Below are 20,682 nucleotides of genomic sequence, written 5' to 3'. Positions count from 1 at the left end.
AACCGAGCTGCCGTGAGCACCCGCGCAGGCGGAGTGCTCGCCGCCACCTGCATCTCGACCCTCGTGGTGAACGCGAACACGTCCGCGGTCAGCATCCTGCTGCCTGCCATCTCCGAGGACACCGGCATGTCGGTCACCGACCTGCAGTGGGCGGTCACCGGCTACTCGCTCGTGGGCGCCGCGGTGATCGTCACCTCCGGCTCGCTGGGCGACGTCTTCGGCCGCAAGCGCGTCTTCCAGCTGGGCCTGCTGCTGTTCGTGGTCTCCTGCGTCATGATCGCGCTCGCCCAGTCCGGCGGGATGGTCATCGCGGGCGGGGTCATCCAGGGCGCGGCGGGCGCGACGATCCTCGCCTGTGGCCTGAGCCTGCTGTCGGTCGCCAACGACGGCGAGCAACAGCTGAGAGCCGTGTCCCTGTGGGGGGCGGCGGCCGCCGTGGGCGCGGCGGCCGGACCCCTCCTCGGCGGACTCCTCGTCGACTTCACGGGGTGGCAGGGGCTGTTCTGGATCGATGCCGTCGTCGCCGTGGTCTGCATGGTGCTGACCTTCCTGACCGTGGGCGAGTCGCGGGACCCCGACCGGCCACGGTCGATCGACTACGCCGGCACGGTGCTGATCGCCGCCACGCTGACGCCGCTCATCTTCGCGTTCACCAAGAGCGGCGACTGGGGCTGGCTGTCCGCCGCCACGCTGGGCTGCTTCGCCCTCTCGATCGCCGCGGGCTATGCGTTCATCGTCGTCGAGGGCCGCGTCGCCGTCCCGCTGCTCGACCTCGCTCTGCTGCGCAACCGGGTCCTCGTCGGCTCGACGATCGCGATCCTGATCGGTGCCGGCACGATCAACGGCTTGATGTACCTGCTGAGCCTGTACTTCCAAGACCCCGCCACCTTGAACTTCAGCCCTCTCGAGGCCGGCCTGGCCACGCTGCCCGCCACGATCGGCCTGGTGGTCGTCGCACCGCTCGTGCCGAAGCTGGCGGCGAAGTTCGGGGGTAGGCAGACCATCGGCGTCGGGTTCCTCCTCACCACGATCGGCTTCGTCATCGTGGGCTTCACGGACGCCGACTGGAAGTACATGGCGTTCCTGCTGCCCCTCGTGCTCATCGCGGTCGGCATGGGCCTGTCGAACGGCCCGGCCTCGTCGGCCGCGACGGCCTCGGTGCCCCAGAGCCAGGTGGGTGGGGCCTCCGGTGTCTCCAACATGGCCCGTTACGTCGGCGCCGCGGTGGCCACCGCTCTGGCGGCCACCATCTACGGCACGGTGATCGCGAACCGCACCGCCGACGGCGCCGCCCAGGCCGATGCGCTGGCGGCCGGCCTGGCGGGCGCGGCGTGGCTGATGGCGATCTTCAGCTTCCTCGGCGTCCTCATGGCCCTGGTGATGAAGCGGCACCGTCCCCCGGCCGGCACGCTGGACGACGCCGCCGCCTCGGCCGCCGCCGCCCTCCACACGCTGCCGACCTCGGCGACGGCCGGCGTGGGGACCGGACGATGACCGTCCCGGCCGCCCCGGAGCCCTTCACCGCCGACGTCTACGCCGCACGGATGCGCCACGCCGTCGACGAGGCCGACCGGGCGGGACTCGATGGGATGCTCGTGATGCCGGGCCCCGAGCTCGTCTGGCTGACGGGGTACCGGCCCACGGCGATCACCGAGCGACTCACCACGCTGGTGCTCACCGCGGACCGCGAGCCGACGCTCATAGTCCCGATGCTCGAGCGTCCCGACGCCGAGGGCGCCGACGGGGCGGGTGCCCTGCGCTTCGTCGACTGGGCCGACGGGGACGACCCGTTCGCGCAGGCCGGGGCGCTGATCGGCGGGTCGAGCCTCCTGGGCATCTCCGACTCGGCGTGGGCACTGCACCTGCTCGGGCTGCAGGACGCGGTCCCCCGCGTCGCGTTCCGCTCCCTCACGCAGGCGCTGCCGATGCTGCGCGCGGTGAAGGACGAGGCCGAGCTCGCCCGGCTGGAGGCCGCTGGCGCCGCCGCGGACGCAACGTACGGGGAGATCCTGAGCGTGCGTTTCGCCGGACGGAAGGAGACCGAGGTGGCCGCCGACCTGGCCCGGCTGCTGCGCGACTTCGGCCACGAGCAGGTCGACTTCACGGTCGTCGGATCCGGTCCGAACGGCGCCAACCCGCACCACGAGGCGGGCGACCGGACGATCGAGGAGGGTGACGCCGTCGTCCTGGACTTCGGCGGCCTCATGCACGGCTACGGCTCGGACACGAGCCGCACCGTGTCCGTCGGGGAGCCCTCGGACCTGGTGCGGGAGGTCCACGAGGTCGTCCGCCAGGCCCAGCAGGCGGGCTTCGAGGCGGTGGCCCCCGGGGTCGCGTGCCAGGACGTCGACCGTGCTGCGCGCCGCGTGATCACCGATGCCGGGTACGGCGAGCAGTTCATCCACCGCACCGGTCACGGCATCGGCACCACGACCCACGAGCCGCCCTACATGATCGAGGGCGAGGCGCAGCCTCTCGTCGAGGGCATGTGCTTCTCGGTGGAGCCGGGCGTCTACCTGGCCGGACGGTTCGGCGTGCGGATCGAGGACATCGTCACCGTGACCCCCTCCGGCGGCCGGCGGCTCAACACCACGGACCGCTCCCTGGCCGTCGTGGAGTGACCTCACGTCACCCGCCAGGGGTGAGGAACGCTCGCTCCCGCGTCGCGAGACTCGGAACATGACGACCACAGCAGTGCCCCGGGGTGAGCCGTGAGTACCGCCGACATCCCCGCCGACCGTGCTCCCGTGAAGGCAGCACGCGCCAAGGCCACCACGACCCAGTGGATCTCCTGGATCGCCCTGGCGATGATGACGACCAGCTCGGTGGCCAGCCTCCGTGCGGCGCCCACGATGGCCGTGTACGGCCTGGCCTGCGTCTTCCTCTACCTGCTGCCCGCGATCGTCTTCCTGCTCCCCACGTCGCTGGTCTCGGCCGAGCTGGCGTCGGGCTGGGAGGGCGGCATCTACAAGTGGGTGTCCGAGGGAATCTCCAAGCCCATGGGCTTCCTCGCCGTGTGGTGCCAGTTCGCGATGACGATCTTCTACTATCCGAGCCTGTTGGGATTCGTGGCCAGCACCCTGGCCTACGTGTTCAACCCAGCGCTCGCGAGCAGCGGCGTCTGGACCGCGGCCGTCATCATCGTCGTCTACTGGTCGGGCGTGTGGGTCTCCGCGCGCGGCACGAAGGGCGTCGCCGGGTTGGCCAGCGGTGGCCTCATCATCGGCACGCTCGTGCCCGGTGTGGTGCTGGTGCTGCTGGGCGTCGTCTTCCTCGGCCAGGGCAACGAGTCGGCCGCGCCGATGTCGGCGGACAACCTGCTGCCGGCCTGGGCGGGGCTCTCGAGCCTCGTGCTCATCGTGAACAACTTCCTGTCCTACTCGGGCATGGAGATGAACGCGGTGCACGTCAGCTCGCTGAAGAACCCGGGCAAGGAGTTCCCGAAGTCGATGTTCCTGGCCATGGGCCTGGTGCTGACGATCTTCATCCTCCCGGCCCTGGCGATCGCGTGGATCGTGCCCGCGGAGGAGCTGTCGCTCACCGCCGGCGTCATGCAGGCGTTCGACGCGGTGTTCGCGAACTTCGGCTGGTCGTGGCTGACCCCGATCGTCGGCATCATGCTCGTCACGGCGTCGCTCGGCGGCATGCTCACGTGGCTCGCCGGCCCCTCGAAGGGCCTGCTGCTGATCTCGCGTCAGGAGGGCTACCTCCCGCCGTTCCTGCAGAAGCTGAACAAGAACGGCGTGCAGCAGAACATCCTGGTCGTGCAGGGCCTGGTCACCACGGTGATCGGCCTGGCCTACGCGCTGATCCCCGACGTCTCCAGTGCCTACTGGATCTTCTCGGTCATCACCACGCAGGTCTACCTGATCATGTACCTGCTGATGTTCGTGGCGGCGATCCAGCTGCGACGCAAGCATCCTGACCACCCACGCGGCTACCGCGCCCCGATGCTGGTCGGCATGTGCGGCGTCGGCTTCGCGGCCTCGCTGGCGGCACTGCTCGTCGGCTTCATCCCGCCGTCGCAGTTCGCGTCCGGCAACTCCGGCGTCTACTTCGCGATCGTCGGCGGCGGCGCGCTGGGCCTGGGCCTGGTCGTCCCGTTCCTGTTCTACCGCTTCCGCAAGCCCTCGTGGAAGCAGCCCGAGCCCGACGAGGTGATCGCGTCATGAGCACCCACACCGAGAACCAGAGCTCACGGGAGAGGTCGTGGATCTACATCACGGCCTGCGTGCTCCTCGCCGGCGCCGCCATCGTGGCCGTGCTGCTGTTCGAGGACGTCCGTGAGAGCAACCGCGCCCAGGACAGGGCCGACGAGCTGATCACGGCGCTCGAGGAGGCCGGGGTCGCGCAGACTCCGGACCGGGACAGGATCGTGCGCGTTCTCGGTGACGACGGGGGCTCCGTGTGCGACGACCCGAACAGCGCCCTGCGCCGGGCGACGTTCTACTCGATGCTGACGAACGGCGCGACGGGACCGGGCACGCGCCCGGTGATCGCCGACAGCCGGGCCGTGCAGGGACAGCTGCTCATCATGGAGGTCTACTGCCCCGACGAGCTGGACGAGTTCCGCGAGTTCGTGGACGACCTGAAGACCGACGACCACGTGGGCGACTGAGCCATGGACCTCAAGCAGCGCATCACCGATCTCATGGGCGACGTGCACGACGAGCTGGCCGAGCTCGTCGCCATCCCGTCCGTGGCCGATCCGCGCCAGTTCCCGCCCGAGGAGTGCGAGCGGGCGGCGGCCTGGGTGCGCGACAGGTTCGCCGGGGTCGGGTTCGACGTACGTCTGGAGGAGACGGCGGACGGCAGCCAGGCGGTGGTCGGGTCCCGCGCCGGGTCCCGGCCGGACGCGCCGACGGTCCTGCTCTACGCCCACTACGACGTCCAGCCGCCCGTCGACGAGCAGGCCTGGCGCACTCCCCCGTTCGAGATGACGGAGGTGGACGGCCGCTGGTACGGCCGTGGCACTGCCGACTGCAAGGGCAACATCCTCATGCACCTGACCGCGCTGCGCGCCCTGGGCGACGACCTCGCGGTCAACCTCAAGCTGGTGGTGGAGGGGTCGGAGGAGCAGGGCACCGGCGGGCTCGAGGAGTTCGTGCAGGCCAACCCCGAGCTCTTCCGGGCCGACGCCATCCTGGTCTGCGACACGGGGAACGCCGCCGTGGGTCGGCCGGCGGCGACGGTGAGCCTGCGCGGCATGGTGAACGTCGTGGTGACGATGGAGTCGGCGACCACCGAGCTGCACTCCGGCATGTTCGGCGGCGCCGCCCCCGACGCGCTGGCCGCGCTGGTGCAGGCGCTCTCGACCATGCGCGACGAGGACGGGGACACCGTCGTCGACGGGATGGAGAACACCCAGGAGTGGACGGGGGCGCCCTACCCGGACGCCCAGTTCCGCTCCGATGCGGGGGTGCTCGACGGCGTCTCGCTGCTCGGCAGTGGGAGCGTGTCCGACATGCTGTGGGCGCGGCCGGCGCTGACCATCCTGGGCATCGACTGTCCCCCGGTGGTCGGCTCGGCGGCCGCGATCGTGCCGAAGGCGTCGGCGCGGCTGAACCTGCGCATCCCGCCGGGCATCACGCCGCAGGAGGCCGAGTCCCGCCTGGTCGCCCACCTGGACGCGGCCACGCCGTGGGGGGTGCACTGCAGCGTCGAGATCGAGGCCACGGGATCGCCGTTCCAGGCCGCGACGGACGGCCCGGCCTACCGGGCCCTGGCAGCTGCGATGCAGGAGGCGTACGGAGTGGAGATGACGCATCTCGGACAGGGCGGGTCGATCCCGCTGTGCAACGTCTTCGCCGAGCTGTACCCCGAGGCGGAGATCGTTCTCATGGGCGTGGAGGAGCCCCAGGCGCTCATCCACGCCCCGAACGAGAGCGTCGACCCGACCGAGATCGCGTCCATGGCCCTGTCGGAGGCGCTGTTCCTCCAGCGCTTCGCATGACGGACCGGCGCGAGGTCTACGAGACGCTGGACCTCGCGTTGCGGATCGGGGAGGTCCTGCTGTCCTCGGGGGCGGGGGCCGCTGACGTCAGCGCCACGATGCTGGAGGTCACCCGCGCCTGCGGGGTGCGCAACGTGTCGGCGGACGTGACGTTCGTCGACCTCACCCTGCGCCACCAGCCCGGCCGGGACGAGGCCGCCGCGATCCAGGTCCGCCGCGTGAACCGGCGCCCCGTCGACTACGCCGACCTGATCGAGGTCGACCAGGCCGTGAGTGCCATGGTCGCCGGCGACACCACGCGGCTCGAGGCGCGGGACCAGGTCGCACGCATCGTCTCGACCGGGCACCAGCGGAGACGGTGGTCCGTGACGGTCGGCTGGGGCTTCATGGGTGCAGGGATCGCGCTCACGCTGGGCGGCGGACCGCTGGTCTGCCTGCTCGCGTTCATCGCCGCGTGCGGCATCGATGCGACCCAGCGCCTGCTGCCGCCCCAGCGCATCCCGCCGTTCTACCAGCAGGCCGCGGGCGGCTTCGTCGCCACCATGGTCGCGGTGGGCGCCTCCGCGACGACGCTCGACGTGAACCCGTCCCGCGTCGTCACGGCCGGCATCGTGATGCTGCTGGCGGGCGTCGGCATCCTCGGTGCCACGCAGGACGCGCTCACCGGATTCCCCGTGACGGCTGCCGCTCGCGTCATCGACGCGTTCCTGAACACCATGGGCATCATCGCCGGGGTCGCAGCGGGCCTGACGGTCGGCGACCTGCTCGGGGTCGATCTCTTCAACGTCACCGTCGTCGGCGCGTCCGGGCTGGCCGAGGTGGGGGCCACGGTGATCGGGGCCGCGACGGCGGCCGCCGCGTTCGCCTACGCGTCCTACGCCCCGCTGCGTGCCCTCGTGGCGGTCGCCCTGGTCGGGGCGCTCGGGCAGGCCGTGCTGCTGTCGGTCAATGCCACCGACGTCGGGCGCACCTGGGGCGCAGCGACCGCTGCGGTGGTGATCGGCGGGGTCTGCCACCTCGTCGCCGGCCGGTTCCTGGTGCCGCCCCTCGTGGTCGTCGTTCCGGCGATCGTCCCGCTCCTGCCGGGCCTGGACGTCTACCGTGGGCTGGCCCTGCTCGCCGAGGGCGAGGACGGCGTGCTCGAGCTGGCGTCGGCCCTCGCCACGGCGCTCGCCCTGGCATCGGGGGTGATCCTCGGGCAGTACATCGCGCGTCCGCTCAAGCGGGAGGCGCACCGCATCGAGCGACGGCTCTCCGGCCCGCGGATGGTGGGCCGGGGTCAGGTCGACTAGGAGCTCACTCCCCCGCGTCGAGGTGCCCGGCCAGGCGACCGTGGCGCTCGCGACTCGCCTCGTTGAGGCCGCGGATCGTCACCGTCTTGCCCTTGGCCGCGTACTTCGTCTCGATCGCGTCGAGGGCCGCGACGCTCGAGGCGTCCCAGATGTGGGACTCCGAGAGGTCGATGACGACGTTCGGCGGATCGCCGGCGTAGTCGAACTGGTAGACGAGGTCGTTGCTGGAGGCGAAGAACAGCTCCCCCACAACCTTGTAGACGCGGGTCTCCGGATCGGGCTGGGCGACGTCGACGACCTCAGTGAAGTGGGCCACCCGTCGGGCGAACAGCACCGAGGCGACCACGACACCGGCGACCACGCCGATCGCGAGGTTCTCCGTCGCCACGACCACCGCGACGGTCACCACCATCACGAGCGTCTCGCTGCGCGGCATCCGGCGCAGGGTGGACGGGGCGACGCTGTGCCAGTCGAACGTGCCGACCGAGACCATGATCATCACCGCCACGAGCGCGGCCATCGGGATCGTCGCGACGGCGTCGCCGAAGCCGACCACGAGCACGAGCAGGAAGACGCCCGCGAGGAACGTGGAGATCCGTGTGCGTGCACCCGACGCCTTCACGTTGATCATCGTCTGGCCGATCATGGCGCAGCCGCCCATGCCGCCGAAGAGGCCGGTGACCACGTTGGCGACACCCTGACCCCACGACTCGCGCGTCTTGTCCGAGTGGGTGTCGGTGATGTCGTCGACGAGCTTGGCCGTCATGAGTGACTCCATCAGGCCGACGAGGGCCATCCCCACCGCGTAGGGGGCGATGATCCGCAGGGTCTCGAGCGTCCAGGGCACATCGGGGGTGAACAGCGCCGGGAGGCTGCTGGGCAGCTCACCCTCGTCGCCGACGTTCGGCACGTTGAGCGCGGCCACGACCGTGATCGCCGTAAGGACCACGATCGCCACCAGGGGCGCCGGCACCACGCTCGTGATCCGCGGGAGCAGGACGATCACGATCAGTCCCGCGGCGACCATCGGATAGACCAGCCACGGGACGTCGACCAGGTGCGGGATCTGCGCCAGGAGGATGAGGATCGCCAGGGAGTTGACGAAGCCGACCATCACCGAGCGCGGGATGAAGCGCATGAGCCGCGCGACGCCGGCCACCGCCAGCACGATCTGGATGAGCCCGCCGAGGATGACAGTGGCGATGAGGTAGTCGAAGCCGTGGTCGCGCATGACGGGCGCGACCACGAGGGCGACCGCGCCGGTGGCCGCCGAGATCATCGCCGGGCGGCCGCCCAGGATCGCGACCGTCACGGCCATCGTGAACGAGGCGAAGAGGCCGACCTGCGGGTCCACGCCCGCGATGATCGAGAAGGAGATCGCCTCGGGGATGAGGGCCAGCGCGACCACGAGACCGGCCAGGACCTCGGTGCGCAGCAGGCGGGGAGACTTCAGCGCGGCACGAACCGAGTGCACCTGACCGGACTCGGGGACGCGACCGACCGGAGCGCTCAGGACCGACCCTGCACTTCCGCGATGAGCGCGTCGGCCCACTCGGTGAGCGGGCGGCCGGCCTCGGCGGCGTCGTCGACCAGCCGGTCGTAGGCGTCCTCCATCGAGAGGCCGTGACGCTCGGCGAGCACACCCTTGGCGTCCATGTCAGTCACCCTCCACCGTGAAGTTCCGAAAGTTGATCTGGCGTTCGAGAACGTGCTCCGCCACCTCGAGCAACGTGGTTCCTGCCGAGAACGCCTGCGCCTTCAGCAGCGCGATGGCGTCCGTGGGACGCACCCCGACCTGGGCGATGACCATGCCCGTGGCCTGGTGCACCTTCGCCTGCGACGACCACCCCACGTCCTGGGATCCGCCGCCGAGCGCGTTCGCCGGGTCCTCGAGGAGCGCGGCGCCCAGCGCCGCGCCCAGGAAGCGGTAGACGCCCGCCTCGATCTGGTCGGGCGACTGCCGGTGCACGCTCAGGACGCCCACCGTGTGGTGCTCGAAGATCAGGGGCACCGACGTGACCAGGCCCGAGAAGCCCAGCTGGACAACGCGCTCGTGGAACAGGGGCCACGCCTCGTCGTCGCCGTCCAGGATGTCGGCGGTGCTGACGTCGCCCGAGTCCAGGGCGGCGGGCGTGGGGCCCTCCCCGACCACGGTCTGGAGGTCCTCGAACGTCGCTGCCAGCTCGTCGGTGGAGCAGGCGGTGACCCGCAGGTCCGACTCCCCGGGCAGCACGATCGAGGCCCCATCCGCGCGGAGCATCCGCCGGCCCGCCTCGCACAGCCGCTCGATGAGGGGCTCGACGTCCTGCAATGAAGCGAGGATCGCCGCGAGCCGGGAGATCACGTGGTCGTAGGTCTCGGTCATCAGGAATCCCCCATCCCGGTCGCGGCCGCCAGAATCCACCTGCGACCCGTGGGACGTTGTGGCTCCACGACCTCAGGATAGTTCAGCGAGCGCTTGGTGATGCTGGCGCGGCGCTGCTGGTGACCCACCAGTGAGCTCAGGCCCCGGGCAGGCCCCGTTGCTCGACGACCTGGCGCGCGACGTCGCGCAGCTTGACGTTCTCGGTCTGCGAGATCCGACGGAGCACGTCGAACGCGCGATCTGCGTCGATGTCGTAGCGCTCCATGATCATGCCCATCGCGATGCCGATGAGCTTGCGGGCGTCCACGGCCTTGCGCAATCCCTCGATGTCGAGGTTCGCTGCCAGGGACGCGGAGGCGTGACGGGCGAGGATCATCGTGACGGCCAAGTCGTCCTCGTCGAAGGCCCGCGGCTCACGCGCGTAGACGTTGAGCGAGCCGTACCGACGGCTCTTCGTCGCCAACGGGACGCTGAGCACACTGCGATACCCCAAGTCGGCGACGGCGGCGCCCCATCGTGGCCACCGGGTGTCGGTCGTCGTGTCCTCGACGCTGTAGATGGTCTCGCTCTGCTCGAGCGCGGCGAGGCACGGTCCTTCGTCGAGCTTGATCTGCAGCTCGTGGGCCCGGACGACAGCGTCGCTCGTAGCGCCCGCCGTGTCGATCTGGTTGCGACCGAGTAGCAGCATGACGCCGGCGTCGTCACAGGCGATCGCGGAGCGCGAGTAGTCCGCGATGCGCTCGATCGTCTGTTCGCTGTCAGCGGCCTCGTGCAGCGCAAGGACGGTCTGGGCCAGATCGAACGGGTCGTGCTGACCGGAGCGCTCGGGCTCTTCGGCAGGCGAGGCCGGACCAGTCGGCGACTCCGTGGTCATGCGTACCGCCTTTCCGCGCAGATCGGCCCCCCAAGTGCATCGCGAGCACGTTCGCTCTCACCCTACGCCAACGCCCGCATGCGGGTACGACGACGCCGTCCTAGGGTTTCAGACATGGATGTGCGACTGAGTCAGCGGTACACGCTGGGCGCGGTCGTCGGCTCCGGTGGGATGGGAGCGGTCCACCGGGCCACGGACACCGTGCTCGGGCGGACCGTGGCGGTCAAGGTGCTGCGCGGCGACCAGAGCGGCGACGACATCGGCCGCGCGCGCATGCGCAGCGAGGCCCATCTCGCCGCGTCGATCCACCATCCCGGCGTCGCCCAGGTCTTCGACTACGTCGAGGACGACACCACGCCGGACGGGCCCACGTTCATCGTCATGCAGTACGTCGAGGGGCACTCCCTGAGCCAGCTGCTGAGGGAGCGCGGCCCGATGCCGCCCGAGCAGGTGATGTCCGTGGTGGAGCAGGTGGCCGACGGGCTGCAGGCGGCTCACGACGCCGGCATCGTCCACCGCGATCTGAAGCCGGCCAACATCATGCTGACTCCGGCCGGGCGGACGGTCCTCGTCGACTTCGGGATCGCGCAGGCCGCCACGAGCGAGCCCCTGACCGACACGGGCTCCCTCGTCGGCACCACCGACTACATCAGCCCCGAGCAGGTGCGCGGCAGGAGCGCGACGGCTCAGTCCGACGTCTACGCCCTCGGCGTGGTCGCCTACCACTGCCTGACGGGCCGGTCGCCCTTCCGGCGCGACACGCACATCGCCACGGCGATGGCGCAGCTGCACGACGAGCTGCCCCCGTTCGATCCCTCCGTGCCCGCGGAGGTCCAGCAGCTCATCACCGCGATGACGGCGAAGGACCCGGCGGACCGCCCGGCGACGGCGGGCGACGTGGCGCGCCGCGCCGCCGCCATCGGTGCCGCTACCTCGATCGAACTCCCTGCGACCTTCGAGGTGCCGAGGCCCGCACGCGCGGCCGTGGAGACGAGCGTCCCCCTCGCGACTGCCACGCAGAAGGCGGTCGTCACGCGGCACCGACGCCCGGTGGGTGCCTACGCCGCCGTGGGCGTGGCCGTGCTGGTTGCTGCGCTGCTGCTGGGCGGCCGCGAGCTGCTGTTCGGTGGCGCCCCGGTGATCCCGGACGTCGTCGGCCTCCAGGCGGCCGCCGCTGCCGACCGCATCGAGGACGAAGGACTCACCTCGCGGGCCGAGATCGTCGACGTGGCCGGCACGCCGAAGGGCGAGGTGGTCGAGCAGTCCCCCTCCCCCGGCACCGAGGGCACCGACGGCGCGCCCGTCACACTGTCGGTCGCCTCGGGCAAGGTGCGGATCTCCGCGAAGAGCCTCATCGGCAAGCCGTTCGCCGAGGCGGCCGCGGTGCTGGAGAGTCGCGGCTTCGTCGTGGAGCGCGACGACGTCACGCGTGCCGGAGACACCGGCGAGGTGGTGGCGGTCGACAAGTCCGGGCGACTGCCCGACGGCTCCACCGTGACCCTGTCGGTCGCGGTGGCCCCCGTGGCGGCCCCCGCGCCGACCGGCTCCGGTTCCGGGGACGCAGGCTCGTCCTCGGGAAGTGGCAACGGCAACTCCGGCAAGGGCAACTCCGGGAAGGGCAACTCCGGAAAGGGCAAGAGCAAGGGGAAGGGCAAGGGGAACTGACGCCGCTCAGTCGGCCTCGGTGACGCGCATCCCGAGCGGGAAGTGGTCGGAGAACCCGTTCTCGTCCACCGGGTGACCCATCCCCCCGAACGGCACGGGGCGCGGGTACGGTCCGTCGTCGGACGTCCCCGGGAACCTCAGGATCTCCACCGAGGCCTCGTCCACCCGCAGGGGTCCTTCCCCCGTCATCGCGCGGTTCACCAGCACCTGGTCGAGCATGTTGGGCTGGTTCTGCCAGTAGAACGTTCCGTCCGGCTGCCCCGACCTGCCGCCGGCCACCGGCCAGGCGAGGTTCCACAGCAGCGGGATCTCCGCACCGGTCACGCGGTTGCGCTGGCGGGTGCTGAGCGCGTGCTGCACGAGCGAGGCGTCGAAGGGCTCGTCGTTGAAGTCGCCGAGGACGATCACGGGCGTCTCGGGTCCGTGCACCTCGAGGACCCGTTCATGGAAGTAGGCGAGGGTCTCCCCCGCGATGTGGCGGTAGCCGGCCGACTCGAACTGGCCCCCGCTGCGCGACGGCCAGTGATTGCCGAACACGGTCCAGGTCCTGGCGCCGTGCGTGGTGCGGAAGTTCACCTGCACCAGCTCGCGCGTGGCGTTGCGGCGCATGACGACGTGGAAGAACGTCTCGTTCGGGGGGACCTCGAGCAGCGACGTCTCATACAGGAACGCGACGTCGATGCCGCGCGCGTCGTCGGTGTCGGCGTGGGCGATCCCGTAGTGACGTCCCGGCAGCCGCTTCTCCAGGTTGGCCACGAGGAGGTTGAGCACGAACCGGTTCTCCACCTCGCACACGCCGAGCAGGTCGGGTCCGGCGCCGCCGTTCATCTGGGCGATCACCGAGGCGAGCTGGTCGATCTTGCGGTTGCGCAGGGTGCGGGTCCAGCCCACCAGGTCGTTCCCGATCGTCCGGCGGAGCTTCTCGGTACGACGCGTCGCGGGTGCCTTCTCCTCGTCGAAGAGGTTCTCCAGGTTCCACCAGGCGACGTAGTAGTCGACGGACATGCGTCCACCTCCTCGCTCACCGATCACGAGCGCCCGGCGCCGCCGGCTGATACGGCTCCGATCCGGGTCCGTGGGTTTCATCATGCGCCCGGAACGGCTCACCCGGGCCATCCGGCTGACATCATCGGGGCATGGACGTGCCGCTCTGGGTCGAGGCGGGCCTGTGGGGCCTACTGGCCGGCGGCGCCCTGGTCATCGGCGCGGCCGTCGCGTGGTTCGTGGACGTGCCGCGCCGCGTCGTGGCCTCGATCATGGCGTTCGGCGCCGGCGTGCTGATCTCGGCCCTGGCCTTCGACCTGGTCGACGAGGCCGAGGAGCTGGGTGGGCTCACGCCCACCGTGCTCGGCTTCCTCGCCGGCGCTCTCGTCTACGTCGCGGCGAACCTCGTGCTGGCGCGGTACGGCGCCCGCCACCGGAAGCGGTCCGGCTCCGAGCAGGCGTCCGAGCAGGAGCAGGCGGGCAGCGGCACGGCCATCGCGATCGGCGCCCTGCTCGACGGCGTGCCCGAGTCGGTGGTGCTCGGGCTGTCGCTCGTGAGCGGCGGCGGGGTCGGGGTGCCCGTGCTGGCGGCCATCTTCGTCTCCAACCTCCCCGAGGGACTTTCCAGCGCCGCGGGCATGAAGCGCAGCGGCCGGTCGGCCCGTTACGTGTTCGGCGTGTGGGGCGGGATCGCGGTCGCCAGCGGACTGGCCGCGATGGCCGGCTGCCTCCTGCTCGACGAGGCCTCGCCCACCACGATCGCCGCCATCACCGCGAGCGCCGCCGGCGCCATCTTGGCGATGGTTGCCGACACGATGATCCCCGAGGCCTTCGAGCGCACCCACCTCTACGTGGGCCTGCTGGCGACGATCGGCTTCCTGTGCGCCTTCACGATCTCCCGGGCGGGCTGACTCAGCGGCGCCAGAACAGGTGGTGCACCACGCCGCTCGGGCTGGGCACCTGCTCCAGGTGGAAGCGGTCGAGCAGGTCCTCGGGCGCGTTCCACAGGCGCTCGCCGCGACCGAGCTCGGTGGGCACGACGACGACGTGCAGCGTGTCGATCAGGTCGGCCGCGAGGAACTCGAGCACCGTGGCGACACCTCCACCGATCCGCACGTCCTTGCCGTCCGCGGCCTCCATCGCGCGGGCCAGCGCCTCCTCGGGCGTGGCCTCCAGGAAGTGGAAGGTGGTGTCGCCCAGCGCGAACGACGGGCGCTCGTGGTGGGTCAGGACGAACACCGGAGTGTGGAACGGCGGCTCGTCGCCCCACCAGCCCTGCCAGTCGTGGTCCTCCCACGGTCCGCGCTGCGGCCCAAACTTGTTGCGGCCCATGATCTCCGCGCCGATGTTGTTGCCGAAGTCGCGGGTGAAGTAGTCGTCGAGCCCGCGCGTGCCGCCCGGCTCGGTCCGGCCCGGCCAGTGGGCCGTGGCCAGCATCCAGCCGGCGAGGACCGCCGGATCGGCGTGCCCGAACGGCCGCTCGAGACTCTGGCCCTCCCCGCTGCCGTACCCGTCGCGGGAGAGCATGAAGTTCTGGACACGGACGATCGGGGCCATGGGGCCACCTCCGATGACGACGAGCGGGATGTCACGACCCTAGGCCCGCGCGGCGCAGGTGGTCGAGGAGTGAGTCCACGAGCGGCAGGTCGCCGAGCTGCTGGAGCGGGATCCACGCCGCCTCGTCCGCGTCGTCACCGGCTCGCAGCGCTCCGCCCGTCACCGTCGCGGCGAAGTCGTGGATCTCGAACTCGCGACCGTCGCCGGTCGGGATCCGGACGACCCAGAGCTCGGGGCCGACCGTCACCGTGAGGCCGGTCTCCTCGAGCACCTCGCGGGAGCAGGCGGCCTCGAGCGACTCCCCCGGCTCGACCTTGCCGCCCGGCACCGACCACAGCCCGCGGCCCGGCTCACGGCCGCGGCGGACCAGCAGGATCCGGCCCTCCTCGACGACGACGGCGCTCGCGGCGAGCACGGGATCTTCCGACACGCCCTCATCATCTCCCGGGCGTAGCGTGATCCCATGCCCTCCATCGCCACCACCACCCGGGTCGGCCTCGACGAGCTGCTCGAGTTCGTCCGTCCCCGGCACCGGTTCATCCTCATCACGCATCGCTCCGACGGGAGGCCCCAGGCCTCCCCGGTCACCGGGGGCGTGGACGACGCGGGACGACTCGTGGTCTCGACCTACCCCGAGCGCGCGAAGACCCGCAATGCCCGCCGGGACGCGCGGGTCAGCGTGGTCGTCCTGTCCGACGAGTGGAACGACGCCTGGGTCCAGGTCGACGGGTCGGCCGAGGTCCTCGACGTGCCCGAGGCTCTCGACGCCTTCGTGGAGTACTTCAGGAACATCTCCGGCGAGCACCCTGACTGGGACGAGTACCGCCGGGCGATGGTCGACCAGGGCAAGAGCCTCATCCGGATCACGCCGACGTCATGGGGCCCGATCGCCACGGGCGGGTTCCCCGCCCGGCTCGTGCAGGACTAGTCAGACCGGGGCGAGTGGTGCGTGCGGCTCGGCCGGAAGGGTGACGGTGATCGGACGGCCCGGGACGACGTCGCCGCCGGACTCCACCACCGCCATGACGCCGGCCTTCCTGATCACCGTGGGCACCGAGGTGCCGACCGGGCGTCCGGCCGGTGTGCCGTCGTCCTTCGCCAGCACGACCTTGACCAGCCCGGGCTTGAACCGGTTGATCTGGACGCACGGGTTGCGCAGCCCGGTGAGCCGCACCACGGGCCCGCCGAAGTCCAGCCGCGTCCCGGTGGGCAGTCCCAGCAGGTCGACGCCCTCGGTGAGGACGTTCTCGCCGAGGTCCCCGGGACCGAGCTCGTAGCCCTGGGCGAGGGCCTCGTCGAAGAGCTCCGCGTGGATCAGGTGCACCTGGCGCAGGTTCGGCTGCTGGGGGTCGCGCTTGACCCGGGAGCGGTGCTTCACGAAGGCGCCGGCATGGGCATCGCCCTCGACCCCGTGGCCGGCCACGAGGGTGATCGAGTCGACCGGCACCTTGCTGAAGCGGTGCTGGTCGTCCCGGCTGACAGCGACGACACGGGGCTGGGGCACGTGACCATGCTGCCAGAGGCGGGGCTGGCCGTGAGGGTCGCGCCGGGCGCACACTCGGAGGCAGGAACGCACCACCGGAGGCACCATGACCGCGACCTACACCTTCGACGTCTTCGCGAGCGTCGACGGCTACGGCTCCTACCGACCGCCGGGCGACTGGGGCGGCTACTGGGGCAAGCAGGGGCCCGAGTTCGTTGAGCACCGCGATCGGCTCTACTCCGACGAGGCGCGCATGGTCTTCGGCGGCACCACCTTCCGGGAGTTCGTGGAGATGTTCGCCGCGTCGCAGGACTGGCCCGAGATCGAGGACTCGTGGGTGGGACGGATGCGCCGGATGCCCGCGACGGTGGTCTCGTCCACCGTCGACCCCCAGGCCGACTGGGTCGACGCGACCATGGCCCGGGGCGACGCCGTCGACGTCGTGACGCGGCTGAAGGAGGAGTCCGACGTGCCGCTGCGCTCGCACGGCAGCCTCTCGCTGAACTGGGCGCTGCTGGCGGCCGGACTCGTGGACGTCGTGCAGCTGACGGTCTTCCCCGTGATCACCGGTCAGACCGGTGAGCGGCCGGTCCTCGGCGGAGCCGCCGACTTCGACCTCGAATTGGTCGGCACCCGCACCTTCGACGGCCAGACGGTCGAGCTGACCTATCGCCCCTCGCTCCGCACCTGGGACTCCAGCACGCCTACGCTGACGACGTGACGAGCTCGACCACGGCGGCGAGGCCCCTCCTCGCCGTGCTGCACCTGCGCACCCAGCGACCCCACGACCCCGCGTTCCAGGTCGCCCTCGACGCGCTGAACGCGCCCACGCTCCGGGTGGCCGAGGAGCTCGGGTGGGACGTCGTGCCGGTCGCCTCGGCCGAGGTCCGTCCCGAAGTCACGGCGGATCTCGTCGACCGGGCCGACGCGGTTGTCCTGATGGGCGGCGAGGACGTCGATCCGTCGTTCTACGGCGGACCCTCCACGTACCCGGGCTCAGGACACCACGAGCCGGACGCGGACCGGGCCCACGTCGACGCGGTGCACCGGTGTCTCGCCGCGGGAACGCCGCTGCTCGGGATCTGCCGCGGGCTCCAGGTGCTGAACGTCGCCCTGGGTGGCACCCTCGTGCAGCACCTCGACTCGTCGCACCGGCACCGCGCGGAGGGCGACGACCACTTCGTCCGGAACCGCGTCACCGTGACGCACGACGGTCTCGGTGCCGCGGTGGACGCGTCGCAGGACGTGCGCTGTGCCCACCACCAGGCGGTCGACCGCGTCGCGGCCGGCCTGGTCGTCGCGGCTCGCGCGGCGGACGGCGTCGTCGAGGCGGTGGTGCACGAGTCCGCCCCGATCACCGGCGTGCAGTGGCACCCGGAGCACGCCGAGACCGCCGACCTGCAGCTGGGAGCGCTGCTGCGCCGCCTCACGGACCAGGCTCCCGTGACCGCCTCCTGACGGCGCAGTCAGAAGCCGGTGCCGATCTTCGTCTGCTGACGCTCCCGGTGGTGCGCCCCGCCCTTGGCGTCGAGGGTGGTGCAGGCGTCGGCGATGTCCTGGGTGAGCCGCTCGACCTGCTCGCGGCTCATCGTCTCCTTCACCAGGGCTCGCATGATCTTCACCTTCTCGGCGTTGGGGGGAAGCGTGTAGGCCGGCACCATCCAGCCGCGCTCCGCCGAGAGCTGCCACGAGACGTCGGACTCGTCGTATCCCTCGTGGTCACCGTGCAGCCGGAACGCCACGAGGGGCAGCTGCTCCAGGTCGGCACCGATCACCTCGAAGCGGCCGCCGGCCCGCAGGTTCTCGGCCAGGGCGGTGGCGTTCTGCTTCATCTGCTGCATGACGTAGGTGTAGCCGTCACGGCCGAGGCGGACGAAGTTGTAGTACTGCGCCAGCACCATGGACGCGCCGGTCGAGAAGTTCAGCGTGAAGGTCGCGTCGGTCTTGCCGAGGTAGTTCTCGTAGAAGACGAGGTCCTCGGCCAGGTCGGAGGTCTCACGGAAGACGAGCCACCCGATGCCGGGGTACACCAGGCCGTACTTGTGCCCGGAGACGTTGATCGACCTGACCTGCTCCAGCCGGAAGTCCCAGGCGGTGTCGGGGTAGAGGAACGGCCACACGAAACCGCCGCTGGCACCGTCCACGTGGATCGGGATGTCGAGGCCACGCTCCGACTTGATTTCCAGGAGCAGCTGGTTCATGCCGGCGATGTCGTCCATGTGGCCGGTGAACGTCGTGCCGAGCACGCCGACGACGCCGATCGTGTTCTCGTCGAGGTGCGGCGCCACGTCGTCGGGGCCGATCGTGTACTTGTCCTCGGCGAGCGGGACGATCCGGGGCTCGACGTCGAAGTACCGGCAGAACTTCTCCCAGACGACGTGGACGTCCGCACCGAAGACGAGGTTCGGGCGATCGGTCGACGCGTTCTCGGCCTCCCGACGCTGCTTCCACTTCCACTTGAGCGACAGGGCGCCGAGCATGATCGCCTCCGACGACCCTTGTGTCCGGCAGCCGGTGGTCTCCCCCGGCGCGTTGAAGAGATCGGCGAGCATGCGCACGCACCGCTGCTCGATCTCGGCCGAGATGGGGTACTCAGCGTGGTCGATGAAGTTCCGGTGCAGGTTCTCGGCGATGATCCGCTGCGCCTCGGGCTCCATCCAGGTGGTGACGAAGGTGGCGAGGTTGCGCTGGGGATCGCCCTCGAGGTTCAGGTCCTCCTCGAGCAGCCGGAACGCGTCCGTCGGACGCATCCCGCTCGCCGGGAAGACGGTGGCGGGGGCCCGCTCCGTCAGGAAGCGATTGCCGTAGAGCGACTCTGCCTGCTTCTCGTCGAGTGTCATGTGACCAGACCGTCCGTTCGTTTCGAGGTGGGTGTGTCGAGGGCCTGGAGGATCGCGCCGCCCACGAAGCAGACGGCGCCGGCGAAGGTCCCCCAGTTGACGAGCCCCACGTTGACCAGCTGGTCGGTCGCGGGGCGGGTGAAGGCGGCGAGTCCGGCGAGGAAGAAGAACGCCGAGCCGAGCTGGTTCACGGCCGCGACCCACCACGTCAGGACACCGGGGCGCACGACCCACCGTCCGTCGCCGACGTCGACCAGGGCCAGGTGCCCCGATGCGAGGAAGCAGAGGCAGCCGATGATGTCGGGGATCCAGATCCAGCCGTTCGACTGACGTGGGGTCAGTCCGTCCGCGAAGGCGGCCACGAGGCTGACGGCGAAGAACAGGGTCCCGACGAACAGGACCACCGCGCTGAGCCGGGCCCGGGAGCGGGCTCGGCCGGCGAGCAGCACCGACAGGTAGCCGCCGAGGCTGAAGAAGAACCCGCCGACGAGGTACGTCACCGTGGCGACGGTCGGATCCTCGGGACCCAGCTGTGCCAGGGCCGCACCGGCGGCGAAGAGCGAGCCGCCACAGACGAAGGAGCCAGCGCACAGGAGGTTCAGCCGGACGGGACCGCGCGTCGACAGCACACCGTCCATGGGTCTGCTCCCCTCGCTCCGCAGTCCATCGTCCGCGCCGCAGCGGGGACGGCCATCACCCAGAAGGGATGAGTGGCTTCCGCCTCTCACAGCGCCCGGCCGCGCCTGTCGCAGGGAGGTGTCACCTCGACGTCCGCCACCTCGAACTCGGTGTCGAGCAGGCGCAGGGTGCGTTCCATCGCGGTGGGCTGGAGGCGCCCGACGCCGCTTCCGTGCGGGTGGTCGAAGAAGATCAGCAGCAGCACCAGCGCTCCCATGACCACGGTGACGCTGCCGATCAGGGCCACCTGGGTTCCCACCCCCTCGGCCGGGTCGGCGAACAGCAGCATGAATCCCAGGAGGACCAGCGAGAGCACGCCCAGCGCGATCCACAGGGGCAGCGGGACGATCCCCTCGGCGCCGTGCACCCGTGCCAAGCGAGCATCCTCGCGGGCGGCCGTCTGGTCCATCCACCGGTCGTAGGCCGACTGCTGGGTCTCGGTCCCTGGCGTGACGTCGACCATGGTCAGGAAGAGCTCGGCACCCCAGGGGTTCACCCGCTCACCGAGGCGGCCCTCGTCCAGGGTGTCCCACTCCGTGGTGGCCACCGATCGGGCGTAGCAGACGAGCTCGCCCGAGAGGTCCGCCGCGACGGCGGGTGCCATGAACTGCGCGGTCTGCGCCTGCTGCAGCACGAGGACGGCCTCGGTCTCGGCACCCTGGCGGGAGGCGTCGTACGAGCTGAAGCCCAGGAAGATCAGGAAGCCCAGCAGCACGGAGAAGCCCGTGGCGACGGCGCCGAAGACACCTGAGGCCCTGTCGCCGTCGGAGAAGTGGCTGCCCTCGGGCGCCCGGGTGCGCGCGAAGAGCATGAGCGCCGCCGCAGCCGCGGTGAGGAGAGTCAGCGCCCCGACTGCCGCGAGCACGTTCACCGTGGCCTCCCATACGTCCGGACGATCCCCGACGCTAAGCGGCGGGCCGGCCCCCGTCCTCATCCCACGAAGGTGAGGTGGGCGCCGGCCCTCGTCGTACGGTCAGGCTCACCTGGGCCG

Annotated in this window: 22 protein-coding genes; 11 read left to right on the top strand and 11 right to left on the bottom strand. The window is 70.9% G+C overall.

Annotated features, from left to right (window positions below; translation table 11 throughout):
* The first annotated feature begins 12 nt into the window (after positions 1–12).
* The 6 genes from ACY1JX_RS01975 (at position 13) to ACY1JX_RS01950 (ending at position 7,245) form a co-directional block, all read left to right on the top strand.
* The gene (locus ACY1JX_RS01975; protein ID WP_462565039.1) at positions 13–1,494 is read left to right on the top strand and encodes an MFS transporter; all 1,482 of its coding nucleotides are present in this window, start codon (positions 13–15) and stop codon (positions 1,492–1,494) included.
* The gene (locus ACY1JX_RS01970) at positions 1,491–2,621 is read left to right on the top strand and encodes an aminopeptidase P family protein (RefSeq protein ID WP_462565038.1); all 1,131 of its coding nucleotides are present in this window, start codon (positions 1,491–1,493) and stop codon (positions 2,619–2,621) included. The genes ACY1JX_RS01975 and ACY1JX_RS01970 overlap by 4 nt, the downstream gene beginning before the upstream one ends.
* Before the next feature lie 90 nt (positions 2,622–2,711).
* Positions 2,712–4,172: an APC family permease gene (locus ACY1JX_RS01965; RefSeq protein ID WP_462565037.1), complete on the top strand. Its 1,461-nt coding sequence runs from the start codon at positions 2,712–2,714 to the stop codon at positions 4,170–4,172.
* The gene (locus tag ACY1JX_RS01960) at positions 4,169–4,618 is read left to right on the top strand and encodes a hypothetical protein (protein WP_462565036.1); all 450 of its coding nucleotides are present in this window, start codon (positions 4,169–4,171) and stop codon (positions 4,616–4,618) included. Before ACY1JX_RS01965 ends, ACY1JX_RS01960 begins: the two co-directional genes overlap by 4 nt.
* A gap of 3 nt (positions 4,619–4,621) precedes the next feature.
* Positions 4,622–5,953: a M20/M25/M40 family metallo-hydrolase gene (locus ACY1JX_RS01955; RefSeq protein WP_462565035.1), complete on the top strand. Its 1,332-nt coding sequence runs from the start codon at positions 4,622–4,624 to the stop codon at positions 5,951–5,953.
* Positions 5,950–7,245, top strand: a complete 1,296-nt coding sequence (locus ACY1JX_RS01950; protein ID WP_462565034.1) for a threonine/serine exporter family protein — start codon at positions 5,950–5,952, stop codon at positions 7,243–7,245. The genes ACY1JX_RS01955 and ACY1JX_RS01950 overlap by 4 nt, the downstream gene beginning before the upstream one ends.
* Positions 7,246–7,249: 4 nt before the next feature.
* On the opposite strand, the gene ACY1JX_RS01945 is transcribed toward ACY1JX_RS01950, so the two are convergent.
* The 4 genes from ACY1JX_RS01945 to ACY1JX_RS01930 all read right to left on the bottom strand — a co-directional run bounded on the left by ACY1JX_RS01945 (position 7,250) and on the right by ACY1JX_RS01930 (position 10,484).
* Positions 7,250–8,719 carry a SulP family inorganic anion transporter gene (locus tag ACY1JX_RS01945; protein ID WP_462565033.1) on the bottom strand — a complete coding sequence of 490 codons (1,470 nt, stop codon included), beginning with the start codon at positions 8,717–8,719 and terminating at the stop codon, positions 7,250–7,252.
* A 35-nt stretch (positions 8,720–8,754) separates the two neighbouring features.
* Entirely contained in the window at positions 8,755–8,901 is a 147-nt protein-coding gene (locus tag ACY1JX_RS01940) for an ANTAR domain-containing protein (RefSeq protein ID WP_462565032.1), read from the bottom strand.
* 1 nt (position 8,902) lies between these two features.
* Positions 8,903–9,610: a GAF and ANTAR domain-containing protein gene (locus ACY1JX_RS01935; RefSeq protein ID WP_462565031.1), complete on the bottom strand. Its 708-nt coding sequence runs from the start codon at positions 9,608–9,610 to the stop codon at positions 8,903–8,905.
* A 136-nt stretch (positions 9,611–9,746) separates the two neighbouring features.
* Positions 9,747–10,484 carry an ANTAR domain-containing protein gene (locus ACY1JX_RS01930; protein ID WP_462565030.1) on the bottom strand — a complete coding sequence of 246 codons (738 nt, stop codon included), beginning with the start codon at positions 10,482–10,484 and terminating at the stop codon, positions 9,747–9,749.
* Between the two features lie 114 nt (positions 10,485–10,598).
* On the opposite strand from ACY1JX_RS01930, the gene ACY1JX_RS01925 reads away from it, so the two are divergent.
* The gene (locus ACY1JX_RS01925; RefSeq protein ID WP_462565029.1) at positions 10,599–12,149 is read left to right on the top strand and encodes a protein kinase domain-containing protein; all 1,551 of its coding nucleotides are present in this window, start codon (positions 10,599–10,601) and stop codon (positions 12,147–12,149) included.
* A 6-nt stretch (positions 12,150–12,155) separates the two neighbouring features.
* Here the strand turns inward: ACY1JX_RS01925 and ACY1JX_RS01920 are convergent, their stop codons facing one another.
* The gene (locus tag ACY1JX_RS01920; RefSeq protein ID WP_462565028.1) at positions 12,156–13,154 is read right to left on the bottom strand and encodes an endonuclease/exonuclease/phosphatase family protein; all 999 of its coding nucleotides are present in this window, start codon (positions 13,152–13,154) and stop codon (positions 12,156–12,158) included.
* Between the two features lie 131 nt (positions 13,155–13,285).
* Between ACY1JX_RS01920 and ACY1JX_RS01915 the strand changes: the two genes are divergently transcribed.
* Positions 13,286–14,044: a ZIP family metal transporter gene (locus tag ACY1JX_RS01915; protein WP_462565027.1), complete on the top strand. Its 759-nt coding sequence runs from the start codon at positions 13,286–13,288 to the stop codon at positions 14,042–14,044.
* A gap of 1 nt (position 14,045) precedes the next feature.
* Here ACY1JX_RS01915 and ACY1JX_RS01910 read toward each other — a convergent pair whose 3' ends face one another.
* Both ACY1JX_RS01910 and ACY1JX_RS01905 read right to left on the bottom strand, forming a co-directional pair.
* Complete coding sequence (locus ACY1JX_RS01910; protein WP_462565026.1) at positions 14,046–14,690, bottom strand: dihydrofolate reductase family protein; 645 nt, start codon at positions 14,688–14,690, stop codon at positions 14,046–14,048.
* 31 nt (positions 14,691–14,721) lie between these two features.
* Positions 14,722–15,120 (bottom strand): NUDIX hydrolase, encoded by a 399-nt coding sequence (locus ACY1JX_RS01905; RefSeq protein WP_462565025.1) that lies wholly within the window; start codon positions 15,118–15,120, stop codon positions 14,722–14,724.
* Positions 15,121–15,153: 33 nt separating this feature from the next.
* On the opposite strand from ACY1JX_RS01905, the gene ACY1JX_RS01900 reads away from it, so the two are divergent.
* Positions 15,154–15,618: a PPOX class F420-dependent oxidoreductase gene (locus ACY1JX_RS01900; protein ID WP_462565024.1), complete on the top strand. Its 465-nt coding sequence runs from the start codon at positions 15,154–15,156 to the stop codon at positions 15,616–15,618.
* Here ACY1JX_RS01900 and ACY1JX_RS01895 read toward each other — a convergent pair whose 3' ends face one another.
* Positions 15,619–16,194, bottom strand: a complete 576-nt coding sequence (locus tag ACY1JX_RS01895; protein WP_181755809.1) for an MOSC domain-containing protein — start codon at positions 16,192–16,194, stop codon at positions 15,619–15,621. It lies immediately after the preceding gene.
* Positions 16,195–16,279: 85 nt separating this feature from the next.
* On the opposite strand from ACY1JX_RS01895, the gene ACY1JX_RS01890 reads away from it, so the two are divergent.
* Both ACY1JX_RS01890 and ACY1JX_RS01885 read left to right on the top strand, forming a co-directional pair.
* The gene (locus ACY1JX_RS01890; protein WP_462565023.1) at positions 16,280–16,894 is read left to right on the top strand and encodes a dihydrofolate reductase family protein; all 615 of its coding nucleotides are present in this window, start codon (positions 16,280–16,282) and stop codon (positions 16,892–16,894) included.
* Complete coding sequence (locus ACY1JX_RS01885; protein ID WP_462565022.1) at positions 16,891–17,631, top strand: gamma-glutamyl-gamma-aminobutyrate hydrolase family protein; 741 nt, start codon at positions 16,891–16,893, stop codon at positions 17,629–17,631. Before ACY1JX_RS01890 ends, ACY1JX_RS01885 begins: the two co-directional genes overlap by 4 nt.
* 8 nt (positions 17,632–17,639) lie before the next feature.
* On the opposite strand, the gene ACY1JX_RS01880 is transcribed toward ACY1JX_RS01885, so the two are convergent.
* The 3 genes from ACY1JX_RS01880 to ACY1JX_RS01870 all read right to left on the bottom strand — a co-directional run bounded on the left by ACY1JX_RS01880 (position 17,640) and on the right by ACY1JX_RS01870 (position 20,562).
* Positions 17,640–19,013 carry a glutamate decarboxylase gene (locus ACY1JX_RS01880; protein WP_462565021.1) on the bottom strand — a complete coding sequence of 458 codons (1,374 nt, stop codon included), beginning with the start codon at positions 19,011–19,013 and terminating at the stop codon, positions 17,640–17,642.
* The gene (locus tag ACY1JX_RS01875) at positions 19,010–19,651 is read right to left on the bottom strand and encodes a hypothetical protein (protein WP_462565020.1); all 642 of its coding nucleotides are present in this window, start codon (positions 19,649–19,651) and stop codon (positions 19,010–19,012) included. Before ACY1JX_RS01875 ends, ACY1JX_RS01880 begins: the two co-directional genes overlap by 4 nt.
* 86 nt (positions 19,652–19,737) lie before the next feature.
* The gene (locus ACY1JX_RS01870; protein WP_181755813.1) at positions 19,738–20,562 is read right to left on the bottom strand and encodes a bestrophin-like domain; all 825 of its coding nucleotides are present in this window, start codon (positions 20,560–20,562) and stop codon (positions 19,738–19,740) included.
* Between the last annotated feature and the right edge of the window lie 120 nt (positions 20,563–20,682).

This window comes from Aeromicrobium sp. JP4, assembly GCF_054957925.1.
Note: the sequence above shows the minus strand (reverse complement) of the source record. Positions and strands in the feature narration are given on the sequence as shown.

Coding starts and splice junctions, on each gene's coding strand:
- ACY1JX_RS01970 (WP_462565038.1), top strand. CDS start 1,491: ATGACCGTCCCGGCCGCCCCGGAGCCCTTCACCGCCGACGTCTACGCC.
- ACY1JX_RS01960 (WP_462565036.1), top strand. CDS start 4,169: ATGAGCACCCACACCGAGAACCAGAGCTCACGGGAGAGGTCGTGGATC.
- ACY1JX_RS01955 (WP_462565035.1), top strand. CDS start 4,622: ATGGACCTCAAGCAGCGCATCACCGATCTCATGGGCGACGTGCACGAC.
- ACY1JX_RS01950 (WP_462565034.1), top strand. CDS start 5,950: ATGACGGACCGGCGCGAGGTCTACGAGACGCTGGACCTCGCGTTGCGG.
- ACY1JX_RS01940 (WP_462565032.1), bottom strand. CDS start 8,901: ATGGACGCCAAGGGTGTGCTCGCCGAGCGTCACGGCCTCTCGATGGAG.
- ACY1JX_RS01935 (WP_462565031.1), bottom strand. CDS start 9,610: ATGACCGAGACCTACGACCACGTGATCTCCCGGCTCGCGGCGATCCTC.
- ACY1JX_RS01930 (WP_462565030.1), bottom strand. CDS start 10,484: ATGACCACGGAGTCGCCGACTGGTCCGGCCTCGCCTGCCGAAGAGCCC.
- ACY1JX_RS01925 (WP_462565029.1), top strand. CDS start 10,599: ATGGATGTGCGACTGAGTCAGCGGTACACGCTGGGCGCGGTCGTCGGC.
- ACY1JX_RS01920 (WP_462565028.1), bottom strand. CDS start 13,154: ATGTCCGTCGACTACTACGTCGCCTGGTGGAACCTGGAGAACCTCTTC.
- ACY1JX_RS01915 (WP_462565027.1), top strand. CDS start 13,286: ATGGACGTGCCGCTCTGGGTCGAGGCGGGCCTGTGGGGCCTACTGGCC.
- ACY1JX_RS01910 (WP_462565026.1), bottom strand. CDS start 14,690: ATGGCCCCGATCGTCCGTGTCCAGAACTTCATGCTCTCCCGCGACGGG.
- ACY1JX_RS01900 (WP_462565024.1), top strand. CDS start 15,154: ATGCCCTCCATCGCCACCACCACCCGGGTCGGCCTCGACGAGCTGCTC.
- ACY1JX_RS01890 (WP_462565023.1), top strand. CDS start 16,280: ATGACCGCGACCTACACCTTCGACGTCTTCGCGAGCGTCGACGGCTAC.
- ACY1JX_RS01880 (WP_462565021.1), bottom strand. CDS start 19,013: ATGACACTCGACGAGAAGCAGGCAGAGTCGCTCTACGGCAATCGCTTC.
- ACY1JX_RS01875 (WP_462565020.1), bottom strand. CDS start 19,651: ATGGACGGTGTGCTGTCGACGCGCGGTCCCGTCCGGCTGAACCTCCTG.